This window comes from Chthoniobacter flavus Ellin428, from assembly GCF_000173075.1.
Lineage (GTDB): Bacteria > Verrucomicrobiota > Verrucomicrobiia > Chthoniobacterales > Chthoniobacteraceae > Chthoniobacter > Chthoniobacter flavus.
In genome coordinates, this window is the sequence record NZ_ABVL01000003.1 from 135643 (window position 1) to 153616 (window position 17974).

Here is a 17974-nt window from a genome sequence, read left to right on the forward strand (position 1 = left end):
TGGCAATTTCCGAGATTGAAAAACTCAATGGCCGCCGCCGGTATTTTCAATTTTCCCGAACGGGCGTTGGCGGCTACGCTTCGCCCCGTGATCAAGATCGCGTTGATTTCTCCGAAGGGCCCGCTTTACCGGCATCGTGGCGGCATTTGGAAAAAGTCGCTCCGCTACCAGCCGCTCACGCTGACGACGCTCGCCGCCCTGGTGCCGCCGGATGTGCCCGCGGAGCTCGAGCTGATCGATGAAGGCATCGCCAATGTGCCGCTCGATCTGGAGGCGGACTTGATCGGGCTGACGGTCATCACCGGGACCGCGCGCCGGGCCTACGAACTGGCGGATCATTTCCGCGCGCGGGGCATCACCGTGGTGCTCGGTGGGCCGCACGTCACCCTCATTCCCGAAGATGCCGACCCGCATGCCGATGCCGTGGTCGTGGGTTATGCGGAAGATACCTGGCCGGAATTGCTGCGCGACTTCATGAGGGGGTGCTTGAAGAAGTTGTATCGTCAGGCACCCGGTCTCGATCTGGCCGGCCGCCCCTTTGCCCGGCGGGAGTTGCTGCCCAGCCGCCGCTATCTGACCAGCGATGTCTTCGAAGCCACCCGCGGTTGCGTGCATAGTTGCGACTTCTGCGTGGTGCCGACCGCTTGGGGACGGAAACCGTGGCAAAAACCGGTGGTGGAAGTCGTGGCCGACATTCGCCAGCAGGGCGCGCGGAAGTTGATCTTCGTGGACCTGAACCTCATCGCCCACCGGGGTTATGCCCTGGAGCTTTTCACCGCCCTCATTCCGCTGCGTTTGCAATGGTACGGCCTGGCCACGGTGTTGCTGGCGGATGATCCCGAACTGCTCGAACTTGCCGCGCGCAGCGGCTGCAAGGGACTGCTCATGGGCCTCGAATCCATCTCCACCACCAACCTGCGCCAGAATCACAAAGGCTTCAACACGCCGGAGGATTACGGCCGCGTGGTCGAGCGTCTCCATGCGCAGGGCATCGCGCTGCAAGGCTGCTTTGTCTTCGGGCTCGATGACGATCGCCCCGATGTTTTTTTGAAAACCGCCCGCTTCGCCGTCGAGGCCGGGATCGATCTCCCCCGCTTCGCCGTGGTGACGCCGTTTCCCAATACGCCGCTCTACAAACGCCTGGAAGCGGAGGGACGGATTCTGACGAAAGACTGGGAGCTGTACGACGGCCAGCACGTGGTCTTTCAGCCGCGACACATGAGCGTGGAGGAATTGCAGAGCGGCATCGAGGTCGCGTGGAAGCATGCCTACAGTCTGCCCTCGATCATTCGGCGCATCACCCGTTCGCCCGCGCCGTGGCCGGTGCGGCTGGGCACGAATCTCGGCTACCGTTTCTACGCGCAGAACCTGAGTCGCTTTTACAACTGCGACTGGATCATCGGCCGCGCGCCGGCGAAGAAAACAGGCAACGTCGAAGAGGCGGTACCGGTATGAGACTCACCATCATCCATCCCTGCATCGGCCGGCGGCGCGGAGACCGCGGCTACATTCGCACCTGGCAGATGGAGCCGCTCCCGGCGGCGACGGTGGCGGGCCTCACGCCGCGCGACGTGGAGGTGAAATTTTACGACGACCGAATGGAAACCATTCCCTTCGACGAACCGACCGATCTGGTGGCGATGAGCGTGGAGACCTACACCGCGAAACGCGCTTATCAGATTGCCAGCGAGTACCGCCGCCGGCGTGTGCCCGTGGTCATGGGTGGCTTTCATCCCAGCCTGTGTCCCGATGAAGTCGCGCGCTATGCGGAGGCCGTGGTGACCGGCGAGGCCGAGGAATTGTGGCCGCGCGTCCTCGACGACGCGCGTCATGGACGCCTGGAAAAATTCTATCGCTCCACGTCGCGGCCCACGCTCTCGGGTCTGCGCCCCGATCGCTCCATCTTCCGCGGCAAGCGCTATCTGCCCATCGGCCTCGTCGAGGCGGGACGAGGCTGCCATTTCAAGTGCGACTTCTGCGCGGTGCAGACGGTCTTTGCCCAGAGCCAGACCCGCCGCCCGGCGGGCGATATCCTCACCGAGCTCGCCGCCAACCGGCACGGCAAGAAGCTCTTCTTTTTCGTGGATGACAACATCACGTCGAATCTCGCGCAGGCGAAGGAATTCTTCCGCGCGCTCATCCCGCTCGGCATTCGCTGGGTCGGACAATCGAGCATCAATGCGGCCCATGATGAGGAGTTTCTCGACCTGCTCGTGCGCAGCGGCTGCCAGGGCGTGCTCATCGGATTCGAAAGCCTGAATCCGGCCAATCTCGCGGTGATGAACAAGACCTTCAATACAGCGCGGGGTGGCTTCGTGCAGGCGCTGGCCAATCTGCGCAAGCATCGCATCCGCGTCTATGGCACCTTCGTCTTCGGCTACGATGGGGATAGGACGGAGAGCTTTGCCAGCACGGTCGATTTTGCCGAGGAGCACGCGATGTACATTGCGGCTTTCAATCATCTCACGCCGTTCCCCGGCACGCCGCTCTATCGACGCCTCGCGGGGGAGAACCGGCTACTCTATGATGCTTGGTGGCTCGATGATCGCTACAGCTACAATCGCATTCCCTTTCAACCACGCTGCATGAGCACGGAGGAGTTGCAACGCGGTTGCCTCGCGGCGCGGCGGCGCTTCTACTCGTGGAAGAGCATCCTGCGCCGCAGCATCGATGTGGTGAACCGGGCGAACGGTTTCATGTGGCGCAATTTTTTCCTCATCAACGCCATGCACCGCGGCGACGTGAGCATGCGCGATCACTATCCGCTGGGAGACGAATCATGGCAGGGACCGTTGCTCACCGCGAATTGATCACTGCTCGCGGCGTTCGCTTCGCGGTGGCCGAAGACGCGGACGACGCGGCCATCCGCCGACTTCTGCGCGAGAATGCCATGGAAGGCGCGATCTGCGTGACCTTCGAGCGCGAACCGGCCTACGCGCGCGGCGCGAATATTGCCGGTGGGCGTGATCGGACGATCATCGCTTTTTCGCGCGACCGGCTGGTATGCATGGGGCGTTGCACGCGTCGCCCGACCTGGGTGGCGGGGCAGGAAGCGTCGGTCGGATACCTCGCGGAACTGCGACTGGACGCAGGCGCGCTGGGACGCCTCGACATTTTGAAAGGCGGCTACCGCTTTTTCCGCGAGACGGAAGGCGATAACCCCGCGGCTGCTTATTTCACGAGCATCGGAGCGGATAACGATCGCGCGATTCGCCTGCTGGAGCGCGGCGGTCTGGGTTTGCCAGCCTACGAGTTTCTCGCGGAGTTTGAGACGTTTCTCGTCACTGTCGCGCGTCACTCGCGAAGACCGTTGACCGTGGCCTCTCCCGAGCATCTGCCGGCGATGGTGCGCTTGCTGAATGATCACGGGCAACGCCATCAACTCAGTCCGGTCTGGTCGGTTGGGTCCTTGCTCAGTCTCGAACAGCATGGCCTGCCGTTGAGCCGATTTCGCCTGCTCTTCGAGGGGGGCGAGCTTGTGGCCTCCGGCGCTCTTTGGGATCAACGCGCTTTTCGGCAGACCGTCATCCAGCGCTACGCGCCTTTGCTCTCCTTCGCGCGTCCGATCCTCAATGCCGTGGGTCGTCCCTTTGGTCTTCCGCGTTTGCCGCGGCCCGGTGCGACATTGCCGGCGGCGTTTCTTTCACCCCTGGCTTTGGCCGATGGGGCGGCGGCGTTGCTGCCGGATTTTGTCGAAGGATTCTTCGCGCCGGCCGTCGAAGCGGGCGTGGAATTTCTCACCGTGGGCCTGCCGGCGCATTCACCGGAGGCAGCCGCGCTCCGACGCCGCTTTCACCTTCGCACGTGGCGCAGTCGTTTCTATCAAGTCCAGTGGGCCGAGAAATCCGTCGTCGATCTGCGCGGTAACCGTGCAGTCTATTTCCCCGATGTCGCCCTGTTATGAATAGCACCGCCGTCCTGCCCGAGATTCCTGGTTTGCTCCCGCGCGAGTCGCTCTCGATCGATCAGCGTGACGAGATGTTTGCCCTGCTCTCGCGGCATTTCGAGGGAGTGACGCGGCGGCAATTTGAAAGCGACCTCGCGGAGAAAAACTGGGTCCTGGAAATCCGCCGCGACGGATGCCTGTGCGGCTTCTCCACTTTGTTGATGATGGAGGTGGATTTTGCCGGCAGCCTGGTCACCGCGATCTATTCCGGCGATACGATCGTTGCTCCCGAAGCGTGGGGTTCGCCGGCGTTGGCCCGTAACTGGATCGCGGCGGTGAATCATTTGCGCGCGTCGTTTCCCGAGCGGCCCTGCTATTGGCTGCTCCTCACCTCCGGGTTCCGCACCTATCGTTTTCTACCGGTCTTTTGGCGTGAATTTTACCCACGGTGCGACGTGCCCACACCAAATGAAACGCAGCAATTGCTCGATCATCTCGCGCAAGCCCGTTACGGCGCGGCGTTCGATCGGGCCGCGGGAATCGTCCGGTTTTCCCAGCCCCAGCGACTGTGCGCGGATTTGCGCGCGACGGCGACCGGGCGGCGCAAAGACGAGCACGTCGCCTTTTTCCTCGAGCGCAATCCCGGCCACCAGGAGGGTGACGAATTGGTCTGCATTACCGAGATTGATGACTCCAATCTCACCCCGGCCGGCCGGCGCATGGTGACGGGCCTGTGAAAGCGGCCGCGGCTCTGACTAATGGATTGTGGCTCGGAGCGAGCACGGGCGCGTGGGTGCGCTATCAACGCGCCCTGACGCGGCCCGAATCGACCCAGCGCGACGTCCTTGCCCGACTCATCGCCATCAACGCGGACAGCGCCTATGGACGCGCCCATGGTTTTGCAAAAGTGCGCAGTTACGAGGACTTTTGCCGGCGGGTGCCGATCGTGGACTACGACACGCTGGAGCCCTGGGTCACGCGGATCAGGGATGGTGAATCGAACGTTCTTACCGACGAACCCGTCGCCCGGCTCGTGCCGACCAGCGGCTCCAGTGGGGCGCGCAAACTCATCCCGTTTACCCGCGGGCTGCAACGTTCCTTCAACGCCGCCATCGGCGCATGGATGCTCGATCTCGTGCGGCAATATCCGTCGATCACATGGGGTCCGGCCTACTGGTCCATCTCGCCCGCCATTTCGGCTGGCGCCGAGGAAAGTGCGGCCGTGCCGATCGGCTTCGACGATGACAGCGCTTATCTCGGTGGAATCCGCCAGCGATTGGTCGAGGCTACCTTCGCCGCCCCTTCGGCGCTGCGCCTGGCCGCGGACACCGATTCATTCCGTTACGCGACGCTCCTCTGTCTCCTCCGCCAACCGGAGCTCCGGCTCATCTCCGTCTGGCATCCGTCGTTTCTCACACTGCTTTGGGATGCGCTCTCCAACGGGTGGAACGAGTTGGTGGCCGATGTGGCATCCGGCGATTGCCAATGCCGGGACGCTTTCCCCGCGGAAGTGCAACCTCTCCTTGGTGCGACTCCATCGCCCAGGCGTGCGCGAGTCCTCGAAGCGGCTGGACCTTCGGAAATAGCCAAACTCTGGCCGGGTCTTGAGGTCGTCAGTTGCTGGGGCGATGGCCAGGCCGGGCTGCCGTTCCGGGATTTGCAGAAGCGACATCCGCACGTCGCCATCCAGGCGAAGGGGCTGCTCGCGACCGAGGCTTGTATCTCGATTCCTTTCGCCGGACGTCATCCGATCGCGATTACTTCCCACTTCTTCGAATTTGCGGACGCCCAGGGGAACACGTGTCTCGCGCACGCGTTGCGGGAAGGCGAAGTCTACACGGTGATCGTCACTACCGCGGGCGGCTTGTGGCGATATCGCCTGGGCGATTTGGTGGAAGTCGACGGCTTTGTCGGGGCGACACCCTCGCTCCGCTTCCTTGGGCGGGAAGGCGGGATCTCGGATCTCTGCGGGGAAAAACTCGCCGAGCCATTCGTCACCCACGCGCTGGAAGAAGCCTGCCGCCGGTTCCATCTGGCGCCGCGCTTTGCCCTGCTCGCCCCCGAAGTCGGCGAAAATCAAAACCGCCATTACACTCTCTTTATCGAGGGCGATTTTCCCGCCGCGCTGCTTCCGCATTTGGATGCTCGGTTGCGCGACAATCCCCATTACGCCGTGTGCCGCGAACTCGGCCAGCTCAAGCCGGTCCACGGCTGCCGGATTGCCGCGGATGCTTATGAAATCTACTGTCGGGTGATGTCCGCCCCGGGTTCCCGGATCGGCGATATCAAACCGCGCATGCTCTCTACGCGCACCGATTGGCGGAGTCACTTCCGACGAAACGCTTGATCCACCTGCCGCGCCGCGCACACTCGGCGGCATGATGCCCCTCCCCTCCCGTCGCTCTTTTCTCCAAGGTCTCGCGGCCACTGCGCTCGCGCGCAGCCTGCAGGCGCAGGATGCCCTGAAGTATCCGCGGATTCGCGCGATCACCCGCGGGCCGAAGTTTCATTGGTTCGGGTATTACGACAAATTTCAGTTCGATCCGACTGGCCGCTTCGTGCTCGGCAACCAGGTCGATTTCGAAAGCCGCTCGCCCCAGCCGGAGGATAAGATCCAGGTCGGCATGGTGGACCTGCAGGACGGCGACAAATGGATCGAGCTCGGCGAAACGCACGCCTGGAACTGGCAGCAGGGTTGCATGTTGCAATGGCTGCCCGGCAGCGCGAACGAGGTGATGTGGAACGATCGCGAGGGCGATCACTTCGTCTGCCACATCCTGAATGTGCAGACCGGTGCAAAACGCACGCTGCCCACCCCAGTCTACACCGTGAGCCCGGACGGACGCTGGGGACTCGCGCCCGATTTCCGGCGGCTGAACGATTGCCGCCCAGGCTACGGCTACGCGGGCATCCCGGACCCGAATCGCGACAAGCTCACGCCCGACGATGCGGGCATTTGGAAAATCGACATGAAGACCGGCGAGTCGAAGCTGCTCATCACCTTCGCCGAGATCGCCGCGGTGCCGTGGGAGATGGAAGGCGGCTATGGCAGGAACGCGAAGAATTGGTTTAATCACCTGCTCTTCAATCAGGACGGCTCGCGCTTCATCTTCCTGCATCGCTGGCGCGCGGAAGACGAAAAGATTTCCACCTTCCACACGCGCATGTTCACGGTGAATGCGGATGGCAGCGATCGTTACGTCATCGATCCGAGTGGCTTCACCTCACACTTCGTCTGGCGCGATCCGAAGCATGTCTTTCTCTACACTTATCATCCCTCGCACCAGCAACGGTTCTATGTCTTTACCGATAAGACGCGCGAGTTCGAGGCCGTCGGGCCGGATGTCATGACGGTGAATGGACATAACACCTATCTACCCGGGACGAACAATGAGTGGGTGCTGAACGACACTTATCCTGACAAGGCGAACCTCCAGCACGTGTTTCTCTATCACGTGCCCACGGGTCGCCGCGTGCCGCTGGCCGATCTGGAGAGCAAGCCGCCGTACCGCGGCGAGTGGCGCTGCGACACGCACCCGCGCAGCAGCCACGATGGGCACTTCGTCTGCGTCGACAGCGCACATGCGGGTGGAAGGCAGATGTACCTCATCGATGTGCGTGGGTTGGTTTAAAGCCGACCGGCGCGACTGATAAGTTAACGAATTACGCGACAGCGTTTTGGAGCAACGCTGCTGCCTAAGCGTTACCCACATCTTTGCGCGGTGTTTAGACGTCGATACGGATAGCGCCTTGGGAGCGGCGACTTTCCAGTCGCCGACCGTAACAAACGCGCGGAGCGCCATCTTTGTGGCGTCGCTCCGCGACTCAGGGCGACTAGAAAGTCGCCCCTCCCAGTGCGCCGCAGCCGAATTCACCGCTGTCCCTAAACCGACCAAGGATGTGGGTAATGCTTAGGCCGCTGCGCCGCTTTGGGAGTCGCTCCTCGAAAGCGACGTAGCAGCGCCGCTTCCCAAAACGCAAGCGCCGGGTGCACGCGGTTCGGAATTCGCAAACTTCAGCCAAAAAAAAGAAAACCCGGGGCAGGCGCCTTCTATCGCGCCCGCCCCGGGGTCTGAATTTTTAGCACGCTTCGGAGTCACTCACCAAGGGCGGCGACTCCATCAAAGCGCAGCCGGCCCCTACGCCAGATCGAAGCGATCCAGATTCATGACCTTGTCCCACGCGGCGACGAAATCCTGGACGAATTGCTTCTCCGCGTCGGAACTGCCGTAGACTTCCGCGAGGGCGCGGAGGATGGAGTTCGAACCAAAGACGAGATCGACGCGTGTGCCAGTCCATTTCACTCCGCCGGTCTTGCGGTCGCGGCCTTCGAAGACCGCGGCTTCGGTCGAGACCGGTTTCCACTCCGTGCCCATGTCGAGCAGGTTCACGAAGAAGTCATTGGTCAACGCCTCGGGACGCTTGGTGAAGACGCCATGTTTGTCGCCGGCGGCATTGGTATTCAGCACGCGCAGGCCGCCCACGAGCACCGTCATTTCCGGCGCAGTGAGGGTCAGCAATTGCGCCTTGTCGATGAGCAGCGCTTCGGCCGGCACTTTGTAACGGCCTTTGACGTAATTGCGGAAGCCATCAGCAGCGGGCTCGAGCACGGCGAAGGATTCCACGTCGGTTTGGTCCATCGAAGCATCCGCGCGGCCCGGGGTGAAGGGTACGGACACGTCGTGGCCGGCATTCTTCGCCGCCTTTTCCACGCCGGCGCAACCGGCCAGCACGATGAGGTCCGCGATGGAAACCTGCTTACCGCCGGCGTTGAATTCCTTCTGAATTCCTTCCAGTGCCTGCAGCACCTTGGCGAGTTGGGCGGGTTTGTTGACTTCCCAGCTCTTCTGCGGAGCGAGGCGCAGGCGGCCACCGTTGGCCCCGCCGCGCTTGTCCGAACCACGGAACGTCGAGGCCGAAGCCCACGCGGTCGAGACGAGTTCCGAAACCGACAGACCGGTCGCGAGGATCTTGTTCTTCAGCCCGGCGATGTCCTGCGCGTCGATCAAGGGATGATTCACCGCCGGAATCGGGTCCTGCCAGAGGAGTTCTTCCGCGGGAACGTCCGGCCCGAGATAGCGCGAGCGCGGGCCCATGTCGCGGTGCGTAAGCTTGTACCACGCGCGGGCAAAGGCGTCGGCGAATTGCTCCGGATGATCCTTGAAGCGGCGCGAAATTTTCTCGTAGGCCGGATCGAATCGCAGGGCGAGATCCGTGGTGAGCATGGCAGGGGCAATCTTTTGCGACGCGTCATGCGCGTGCGGCACGGTGCCAACGCCGCCGCCATTCATCGGCTTCCACTGATGCGCCCCGGCCGGGCTCTTCGTGAGTTCCCAGTCGTAGCCGAAAAGGTTTTCGAAGAAGCCGTTGTCCCACTTCGTCGGCGCGTTGGTCCAGGTCACTTCCAGGCCGCTGGTGATCGTATCACCGCCCTTGCCCGTGCCGAAGCTGTTCTTCCAGCCGAGGCCCTGTTCCTCGAGACCGGCTGCTTCGGGTTCGTGCTTCACGTTGGAAGCCGGACCGGCGCCGTGGGTCTTGCCGAAGGTGTGGCCGCCGGCGATCAACGCGACGGTTTCCTCATCGTTCATGGCCATCCGGCCGAAGGTGTCGCGGATGTCTTTCGCGGCCTTGATCGGATCAGGATTGCCGTCCGGACCCTCGGGGTTGACATAGATCAGACCCATCTGCACTGCGGCCAGTGGGTTTTCGAGGTTGCGGCTGTGGATATCCCCATCCGCCGGCTCATCGCCGGAAAGCACCGCGGTGCCTTTCTCGATGCCTTCGGAACCGTGCGCATAGCGGATGTCGCCTCCCAGCCAGGTCGTCTCCGCGCCCCAGTAAACATCATGGTCCGGCTCCCACGTGTCCTCGCGTCCGCCGGCGAAGCCAAACGTCTTGAAGCCCATCGTCTCGAGCGCGACGTTGCCGGTCAGGATCATCAGATCCGCCCAGGAAATCTTGCGGCCGTACTTCTGCTTGATCGGCCAGAGAAGGCGGCGCGCCTTGTCGAGGCTCACGTTGTCCGGCCAGCTATTGAGCGGCGCAAAACGTTGTTGCCCGCGTCCGCCACCGCCGCGGCCATCGCCGATGCGATAGGTCCCGGCGCTGTGCCAGGCCATGCGGATGAAGAGCGGCCCGTAGTGGCCGAAGTCCGCCGGCCACCAGTCCTGCGAGTCGGTCATCAGCGCCGCGAGATCTTTCTTCACCGCCGCGAGATCCAGGGTCTTGAACTCGGCGGCGTAATTGAACTTCTCCCCCATCGGGTCGGACTTCGAGGAGTGTTGATTGAGGAGCTCGACTTTCAACTGGTTCGGCCACCAGTTGTGATTCACGGTGCCGCCGCCGGCAGTGTGATGGAAGGGGCATTTGGCTTCGGATGACATAGGATTTCGTCGGTTTGGTTCGGTTGAACTGAATGCGGGGAATCCGGAAAGTCGACCATATCGCGAACCATTGTTGAAATACTATTTTCCTGTCATTACCATAGGCACTGTCTATGGAGATGAATCAGCTTCGTTACGCCGTGGTGCCGTCGCCCGCGCGGGAAACTTCACCCGCGCCGCCGAGCAGTGCCGCGTCTCGCAGCCGTCGCTCAGCCAGCAGATTCAAAAACTGGAAGAGGAACTCGGGGAACGGCTCTTCGACCGGATGAAGCGGCAGACGAAACTCACGTCCTATGGCGAAGCCTTCGTGCGCCGCGCCGTCCGCATCCTCGAGGAAGCGGAAATGGCCCTGCGCGAAGCGACGGATGCGAAGAGCCTGCTCTCCGGCATGCTCACGATCGGTGTCCTGCCGACCATCGCGCCCTACCTTTTGCCCGAGGCGATCAGCGCGTTTGCGCGAAAATATCCCGGTGTGGAGGTTGTGGTCCAGGAAGACACCACCGGGCATTTGCTCAAGCACCTCACGACTTACGAAATCGATTTCGCGATCGCCAGCAACCCGATCGAAGACAGCCGTTTTGAAATCCAGGAGTTGTTCGCCGAAGAATTGCTGCTCGCGCTGCCCGCCGGCCATCCTCTTGCCCGCAAGCGCACGGTGCCGGCTTCGGCTTTGAAAGGAGAACGGTTAATCGTCATGCGGGAAGGACATTGCCTTGGCGACCAGGTGCTGGGCTTCTGTGAGCATCGCGAGATGAAGCCGACGGTGAGCTTTCGCAGCGCGCAATTGGAAACGATCTATGCGCTCGTCGCCGCCGGGTTGGGCCTGTCGCTGATTCCCGCGATGGCCGCTGCCACCGAACGCGCCAACGCGCTCGAACTGCGCTCCATCCAGGCCCCGCGTCCCGAGCGAAAAATCCTCGCTGTCTGGCCGAAGCAGCGTCCCCTCGGGCGCGCCGCCCGGGTGTTCCTCGACCTGATGTCCGCGCGATCCAAAAGGTGATTGGCGGCGCGCGTTTCTCGGTAGAGGACAACACTGCATTGCGGGGACAAATCCGTTCTGCCTACCATTCCACCATGCTTGGCAGTCGGCTTTTCACGGAACTTAATGCGCGGTTCTTTCGCATCCTTACGGGGCCGAACGCGCGCTTGTACATCGACGCGCTCGATGCCGTGGAGCGGGAAATGCCGAGCCGTGGCGATGCGCTCGAATACGCCGAAACCCTGGCCATCATCGATGGCGTCCTCGAAAATCGCCAGCTCGAGCCGGAAGAAGACCCCGAACCTGCGGACCCGGCGCAGCCATCCAGCATCATTTATCGACGGCTGCTGGCGGCCGGTTGGCTGGAGGAAGAAAAGCATTCCGACTACCGGCGCCTGGTCTTTCTCGATCCGGCCGCGCAGACCTTGCTGGAAGCATTCCGGACCATCATCAGCCAAAGTGTCGCCTCTTTCACCGGTCGCCTGCGACTGGTCTGCGACCGGTTGGCCGAGCTGCGAGCGCCGCATTCCCGCATGGAGTTGATCTGGGAGGAGTTGAAAGCCTGCCTGGCCCAGACGCGTTCCGGCTTGCGCGAATTGCGGCTCATTCGCAAGCAGGTGGAACGCTACGCGCAACGGCAATTGAAGGCGGTCACCATCTCGGAAGCGCTGGACCTCATCTACAATGAGTTTTCGCAGCTCATCACCCAGCGCTGTTACCGGGAGTTGATCCACGCCCGGCTGCCGGAGCGGCTGCGGGAAGCCATGGCCGGTCTCGCCGAACTCGAGCAGGATGATCTCGCCCTGCAACGGCTGCGCGAAGACTTTGTGCGCACCCAGCCCGACGTGGACGCCGGCCGCGCCATGACGGAAATCGTGAATACGATCGAAGCGCTCTCCTTTGCGCTCGGCGATGTCGAACCCACGGCCGATCGCGTGGATACGAGTACGGCGGACTTCGCGCGGCGCTCGCGCTCCCGCATTCGCTATATCCAGGATGTGGGTTCGGCGCGGCGCCAGCAGGTGAAGACCATTTTCGATTACGTGCGCGAGCATTTGCCCACCACCCGGCTGGCCGATCTGGAGGAAAAGATCGCGCTACCCGCCTTGGCGATCGCCGATACCGGGCTGCTCGGCGTCGCTTCGTTGCGCGCGCGCCGCGAGGTCGCTCCCCGGGTCCGCCGCCGGCCGGTAGTCGCGGAATTGACGGAAGCGGATCGGGAGGAAAGTCTGCGCGAGATGCAAAGCAACCTGCGCAACGCGCTCCGCCTCGATCGGGCCAATCATTTCGTGGAGCGCCACGATCTGGCCTCCGGTCAGCGGATCCGCTCCAGCGAAATGAAAATCCAATCCGAGGACGACATTCTCGACGTGATCTCCTGTCTTGTCTTTGCGCCGGCGGGCAGCACCAACTATCGCCTCACCACCGATCGGCAAGCCGACCCCTCGGCGCCGGTCGCTTTTGACGCGAAGGCCGGTTTCGAGATCGAACGGTTTGAAATCGAACGCAAATGATCGAAGAGCTGCCATCTGCCCCGTTGCTGGGGAAGTTTCTCCCAGAGCTATCCGACTCGGATCGCGAGCAACTCCGCGCCACGGTCAGCGAGCTATTCTCCCGCCAGGCGATCCTGCGCGATCTGCCCGGCGACCGTGAGCTCTACGACTGGGGCCGGACGCACTTCACGTGGGTGCGCGAAGTCTGCTCGCTCATCGGCTTCGACGTGGTCCTCAACGAAGACGACCAAATGCTTTACGCGCTGCCGTGCGAACGAACGACCTTGCGGCGCTTGCGCGCAGAGTGGACGCTGGTGCTGCTCAGCCTGTGGTACGATTTCGATGTGCAGCTTCGCGCCGAGGGAGCGCCCGTCATCTTTACGGTGGAAACGTTTAATGAATCCTTGAAAACCAAGCTCGGTGACCGGCAGCCGACGATCTCCGCGTTGCGGGAAATCCTCGCCTTCTTTGCCTCGCGCAAACTCGTGCGGATGGAGTACGCGGACGAATTTCATCGTTCGCGGATCGAGGTGTTGCCGACGATTCGCTTCGTGTTGCCCTTCGGCGAAATTGAAAAGGTGGCGACGATGCTTTCCGAGCTGATGCACGGCCCCACGGAGGAGGCGGAGGCGGAGCATGGCTAGTCGTTGCATTCGTCTCACCCGCGCGCACGCCATCCAGTGGTTTGGTTACTGCGACACCTTCGATGTGCACGGGAATATCCTCATCGCCGGCCGCACCGGCGCCGGCAAATCGGTGCTGATGGATTTGCTGCAGTTGGTCATCATCGGTGACCAGCGCGCGCGGTACAACGCCGCGAGCGATGGGCGCGGCCAAACCTCGGGCCGTGACAAGAAGAGCTATTGCCTCTGCGACACGCAGGAGGATGTGAATGGCGTCCCGCAGTTTGCCCGCGAGGGCGGCATCACTTATATCGCGCTGGAGTTCACCTGGCCGGACGGTGAGACGTGCGAAACCTGGGGCATGCGTATCGAGTACGCGGACACCGAGACGCAAACTCCGGAGGAAGAATTCTTCCGCATTCCGGCGCGGCTGGAACGCAGCGATTTCGTGACCGCCGATGGCTTCGCCCTGGAGCTCGACGGCTTCCGCCTGCTGCTGAAAAAACACGACGGCGAGACCTATCGCAACGTCACCGAATATCGAAAGCGCCTGGCGGATCACCTGAACTTTCACCGCGAGACCGTCGACTTCCTGATGCCCTCGGCGATGTCCTTCGCCTTTCTGCCGAAGTTCGACGAGTTCTGCCGCCGTTACATTCTGCAGGCCGAGGATATCAAAACCGAGCCCGTGCGGCAGAGCTATGCGAGTTATCTCAGCATCACCGCGGACCTGGCCAAGCTCCGCGACAAGCGGGATCGCCTGGAACGCGTGGTCAGCACCCAGCAGGAGTTGGAAGACGCCACGCGAGACAGCGACGTCTATCGTTTCCTCGAGGCGGAATTCCGCCGCGAGGCGGCCCGCGCGGAAAATACCGAGCTCGAGAAAAAGCTGGCGGAGATCGATCGGCGCCAGGCCCGGCAACGGGAGGAGTACGATTCGGTGATCGAGACTTTTGCCACGAAAACGCAGGACCTCGAATCGCTCAAAAATCTCTTTCGCGACGAAGGCGGAACGCTGCTCCTGGAGCTGGCGGATCGAATCAGAGCGGCCACGGCAAAGATCGAGCAGCTACAGCGGATCGGCAAAACGGTGGAGGAAGAAAAAGCGCGGCGCCTCCGCCTGGCGACGGCGTTTCAAAAAGAAGCGGCCGCCTTCCTTGCGGAGCGGAACAGCGGCAAGACCGCCGAGCTGGAGCACGCGCTGACGATCTTGCGCGAGGCGCGGCCGGATGATTTGAAATCCGCCCTGCACCAGTTGGCCCTGGCGATCCGCGGTGTGGCCGAGCGACTCCGCACGTCGATCAAGGGCGAGAGCGAGACCTATCAAAAGACGAAAGGCGAACTGCAGGGCCTTCAGGAACAGCTACGCAACCTGGACTTCAACCGCATCGTCCCCTCACCGCTGCTCGATGAGTTGAACAAGCGGCTGCCGCGGCGCGGACGGGAGAACCCGGCTCGGCAGCTCCGGGAATTGTGCGAGGTGAACGACGAGGATTGGCGTCCCGCCGTCGAACTCGCCTTTGCGCGCAAGTTCGCGATCGTCGTCCATCGCGACGACTACGGCGAGGCGCTGCGCATCTACAAAGACTTCCCGCAGGACAGCGAACGCGAATCGCTCGTCGATCCCGAGCGCGCCCTCGCCCGGCAATCCACCGCCCGCGAAAACTCCCTCGCGCGGAAACTCGAATGCGCCGACCCCGTAGCGCGCGCCGTGGTGGACGAACTCTTCGGCAATGTTATCTGCGTCGATGGCCTCGATGATTTGCGCAAGCATCCGGACGCGATCATGCGCGACGGCTTCCGCCTGCGCGGGCTTTTCGCCGAACGGCCGCGGCGCTACGACCAGCGCCCATGCATCGGTAGCAAAGGTCTCGACCGGCTAAAGGCGCACCTTTCGGCGCGAGCGGATGAATGCTCCGCCCGCCTGCGTCACATCGAACCATTGCTAGCTCGGGAGGCGAAACTCGAGAGCTCGATCAGCGAGCACCGCCTGGATTCCGAAAATATCGAGGCCGACCTCGCGGCGGCGAAACAACTGGGTGAGCTGGAAACGGAACGCGCCCGGCTCATCCAGCGCAATACCGATGCCACCACTCCGGCGCTCGAAGAGCGGATGGAGACGATCACCCGCCTGGACAACGAATTGAAGGTCCTCGACCGACGCCGTCTCGATCTTCATGGCCGCCTGCAGTCGAGCGAACGCGGCGATGCCGAGACCAAACTCGAGGACGCGCGGGGAACCCGGGACCGCGCGGAAAAAACCTACGATGCCGTCGTCGGTGAAGTCGGCGAAAAGCTGGTCATTGCCCGCTGCGACGAGTTGCGCACGCAATTGCGCAACGATTGCGGGGCGGACTCCATCGCGGCAGCCCGCGCCGGCCAGCGTCGCAGTGAACTCGATGCCAGACTGCCCGGTATCGCGGATCGACTCGTGTTGCTCCGGCAGGGCTTGGTGGACCAGCATCCCGAGCTGCGTGCCGAGCCGGACTTTGACCCGCAGACCAAGTGGAATCCGTCTTATCAAAACCTCCTGGAACGAATCCGGGTAAAAGACATGGAGGAACGCGAGCAGCAGGCGCGGGAGGAAGAGCAGCGCTGGCAGGACCTTTTCCGCACCACGGTCGCGGCGCGGCTGGCCAGCGCAATTCGCGATGTGCGCAAGACGATCGGCGACCTGAATCTGCAACTGCGCAAACCGATCGGCGACAGCCAGTATCACATCAAGGTCGACGACAATCCGGCGCGCGAATTCCAGGAGTACCGGCGCGTGCTCGACGCCTGCGCGTTGACTCTGGATGGCGAATCGATCTTCGCCTCGCTCGAAGCCGACACGCGCAATGCCGTGGAGCACGTCTTCCGCGCGCTGGTCAACGAACCGGAAGGCAAGCTCGCGCAGGCGTTCCTCGATTACCGCAGTTATTTTCGTTACGACATGGAAGTCAGCGATCCGCGCCGGCCCGAGCTGCCGCCGAAGAGTCTCAATCGCCACGCCGATAAATTCAGCGGCGGGGAAAAGCAGACGCCCTTTTACATCTCCATCCTCGCTTGCTACCTGCGCGCCTACAAACGGCACCTTCCCCAGCGCTACACCGAGCCATCGCTGGGACTGGTGCCGATCGATGAGGCCTTTTCCAAGATGTCCGGCGAGCGCATCACGGATGCGATCAAGGCACTGCGCGACGTCGATCTGCAGGGCATTCTTTCCATGTCGAGCGGCAACTGGCCGTACGCGATCAGTGAATGCGACCAGGTGCTGGCCGTGCACCAGCGGGAGAGCTTTGCCAATGGCCGCAAGCAGATCCGCAACATCGCTGCGCTGCTCAATCGCCAACAGGCGCTCGAGCGTTCGAAGGACTGGACATGAGCCCCGCGGTTCGACTGGTGGCCAGGTTTTACCGCGAACGGCGGATCGGCCGCCGCGCCTCGGCGGTCCGCGATCTGATTCTGCATTTCAACAATTTATTGCGTGACGCGGGATGCCTGCACGGCCCGCTGCGCACGGAGGCCGAGCAGGAGTTTCGTGACCTCGAGCGCCGCGGCTTGGTGAAACTGGAATGCGCTTCCCGCGATTTCAGTGCCATTCTTCATGTGCGCGTGCCGCCCGCCAGCGAGGCATCGTTTTTCGCTCACGTCGGTGAAGTGGCGCCAAACGCCGAGCGCCACCAATTGGCGGACCTCTTTGAAAAAGCGGCGGAATCGCCCGTGCCGGAGGAGCTGGCCGAAGGATGGCGCGTCTTTTGCCAGGAGTGCGCACAGATCGCACGCTCTGGAGAGGGCCTGGCTCCGTGCTTCGATCGCCGCAGCCTGGAGCAGACCGCGCAGATCCTCGATGCCTTGCCGCGGTTGCTGGCCTGGAAAAGCGAATCGTTTCTCCGCTTCGCCAGCGCCGCGCTGTTTGGCAACTCAAAGACGCTCGAGGAAAAGCTCCAATCGAAAATCGAGGCCTGTCTCCACCGTATCAGCGCCGGCCGATTGCAGACCCTTGCTGATCTGGGCATCCGCGAAAATCCGCGCGGTGTCATCCTGCACGGCCCTTTGCAAATCACCCTGCCGGACCGGACGCTCGATCTCGGTGGCCTGCGGCTGCCGGTGCAAATTTCCGCCGCGGATCTTCAGGCGGCGAATCTCCGTACGACAGCCACGCGCTGTGTGACCGTCGAGAATGCGGCCATGCTGCACGAGCTCGCCAAATTTCAGAGCGGCATCCTCCTGGCCAGCAGCGGCAGCAAGGGTGGCTTTGCCCACAGTGCCATTCTCGATTTCCTGCGCGCCCTCCCCGGGACGCTGGAGTTCTTTCACTTCGGCGACTCCGATCCGGCGGGCTTCGACATCCTGCGCCATCTCCGGGAACGCACCCAGCTCTCCATCACCGCCTTGCACATGTCGTATCGCCCCTCGGCCGTTCCGGTGCTGTTGAGCAAGGAGGACGTCAAAATTCTTCTTCGCGCGCTCGATTCCCCCTATCTCGGGGAAGACGAGAAGAACACGTTGCGCGAAATGGAACGGTTGAATGACAAAGGCGCCTTCGAGCAGGAAAGCCTCGGCCTGCCGGTGAGCCGCTGGCCGTTTTACGTGCGCGGGTAGTTTCTGAACCTGTCGGCGCGGCTAAT

At 62.6% G+C, this 17974-nt stretch carries 12 protein-coding genes; 11 read left to right on the forward strand and 1 reads right to left on the reverse strand.

All coding sequences use genetic code 11. The features are described 5' to 3' along the window. The first annotated feature begins 15 nt into the window (after positions 1-15). The 6 genes from CFE428DRAFT_RS05935 to CFE428DRAFT_RS05960 are packed head-to-tail and all read left to right on the forward strand — an operon-like array spanning position 16 to position 7518. Positions 16-1455: a B12-binding domain-containing radical SAM protein gene (locus CFE428DRAFT_RS05935; protein WP_237705442.1), complete on the forward strand. Its 1440-nt coding sequence runs from the start codon at positions 16-18 to the stop codon at positions 1453-1455. After that, positions 1452-2810 (forward strand): B12-binding domain-containing radical SAM protein, encoded by a 1359-nt coding sequence (locus CFE428DRAFT_RS05940; protein ID WP_006978564.1) that lies wholly within the window; start codon positions 1452-1454, stop codon positions 2808-2810. The genes CFE428DRAFT_RS05935 and CFE428DRAFT_RS05940 overlap by 4 nt, the downstream gene beginning before the upstream one ends. Then, positions 2807-3904, forward strand: coding sequence for a hypothetical protein (locus tag CFE428DRAFT_RS05945; protein ID WP_042724501.1), 1098 nt, complete (start codon positions 2807-2809; stop codon positions 3902-3904). Before CFE428DRAFT_RS05940 ends, CFE428DRAFT_RS05945 begins: the two co-directional genes overlap by 4 nt. Then, the gene (locus tag CFE428DRAFT_RS05950; protein WP_006978566.1) at positions 3901-4623 is read left to right on the forward strand and encodes a GNAT family protein; all 723 of its coding nucleotides are present in this window, start codon (positions 3901-3903) and stop codon (positions 4621-4623) included. The genes CFE428DRAFT_RS05945 and CFE428DRAFT_RS05950 overlap by 4 nt, the downstream gene beginning before the upstream one ends. Then, positions 4620-6233: a GH3 auxin-responsive promoter family protein gene (locus CFE428DRAFT_RS05955; protein ID WP_006978567.1), complete on the forward strand. Its 1614-nt coding sequence runs from the start codon at positions 4620-4622 to the stop codon at positions 6231-6233. The genes CFE428DRAFT_RS05950 and CFE428DRAFT_RS05955 overlap by 4 nt, the downstream gene beginning before the upstream one ends. Positions 6234-6264: 31 nt before the next feature. Beyond that, positions 6265-7518, forward strand: a complete 1254-nt coding sequence (locus tag CFE428DRAFT_RS05960; protein ID WP_006978568.1) for a hypothetical protein — start codon at positions 6265-6267, stop codon at positions 7516-7518. A 507-nt stretch (positions 7519-8025) separates the two neighbouring features. Here the strand turns inward: CFE428DRAFT_RS05960 and katG are convergent. Then, positions 8026-10269, reverse strand: a complete 2244-nt coding sequence (gene katG / locus CFE428DRAFT_RS05965; RefSeq protein WP_006978569.1) for a catalase/peroxidase HPI — start codon at positions 10267-10269, stop codon at positions 8026-8028. Between the two features lie 73 nt (positions 10270-10342). On the opposite strand from katG, the gene CFE428DRAFT_RS05970 reads away from it, so the two are divergent. The 5 genes from CFE428DRAFT_RS05970 to CFE428DRAFT_RS05990 all read left to right on the forward strand — a co-directional run bounded on the left by CFE428DRAFT_RS05970 (position 10343) and on the right by CFE428DRAFT_RS05990 (position 17948). Next, a complete protein-coding gene (locus CFE428DRAFT_RS05970) occupies positions 10343-11269 on the forward strand; it encodes a LysR family transcriptional regulator (RefSeq protein ID WP_157447434.1) in 927 nt (308 codons plus the stop codon). A gap of 74 nt (positions 11270-11343) precedes the next feature. After that, the gene (locus CFE428DRAFT_RS05975; RefSeq protein WP_006978571.1) at positions 11344-12762 is read left to right on the forward strand and encodes a Wadjet anti-phage system protein JetA family protein; all 1419 of its coding nucleotides are present in this window, start codon (positions 11344-11346) and stop codon (positions 12760-12762) included. After that, positions 12759-13385 (forward strand): DUF4194 domain-containing protein, encoded by a 627-nt coding sequence (locus CFE428DRAFT_RS05980; RefSeq protein WP_006978572.1) that lies wholly within the window; start codon positions 12759-12761, stop codon positions 13383-13385. The genes CFE428DRAFT_RS05975 and CFE428DRAFT_RS05980 overlap by 4 nt, the downstream gene beginning before the upstream one ends. Next, positions 13378-16728 carry an SbcC/MukB-like Walker B domain-containing protein gene (locus CFE428DRAFT_RS05985; protein WP_006978573.1) on the forward strand — a complete coding sequence of 1117 codons (3351 nt, stop codon included), beginning with the start codon at positions 13378-13380 and terminating at the stop codon, positions 16726-16728. Before CFE428DRAFT_RS05980 ends, CFE428DRAFT_RS05985 begins: the two co-directional genes overlap by 8 nt. Next, positions 16725-17948: a Wadjet anti-phage system protein JetD domain-containing protein gene (locus tag CFE428DRAFT_RS05990; RefSeq protein WP_006978574.1), complete on the forward strand. Its 1224-nt coding sequence runs from the start codon at positions 16725-16727 to the stop codon at positions 17946-17948. The genes CFE428DRAFT_RS05985 and CFE428DRAFT_RS05990 overlap by 4 nt, the downstream gene beginning before the upstream one ends. The last annotated feature ends 26 nt before the right edge of the window (positions 17949-17974 follow it).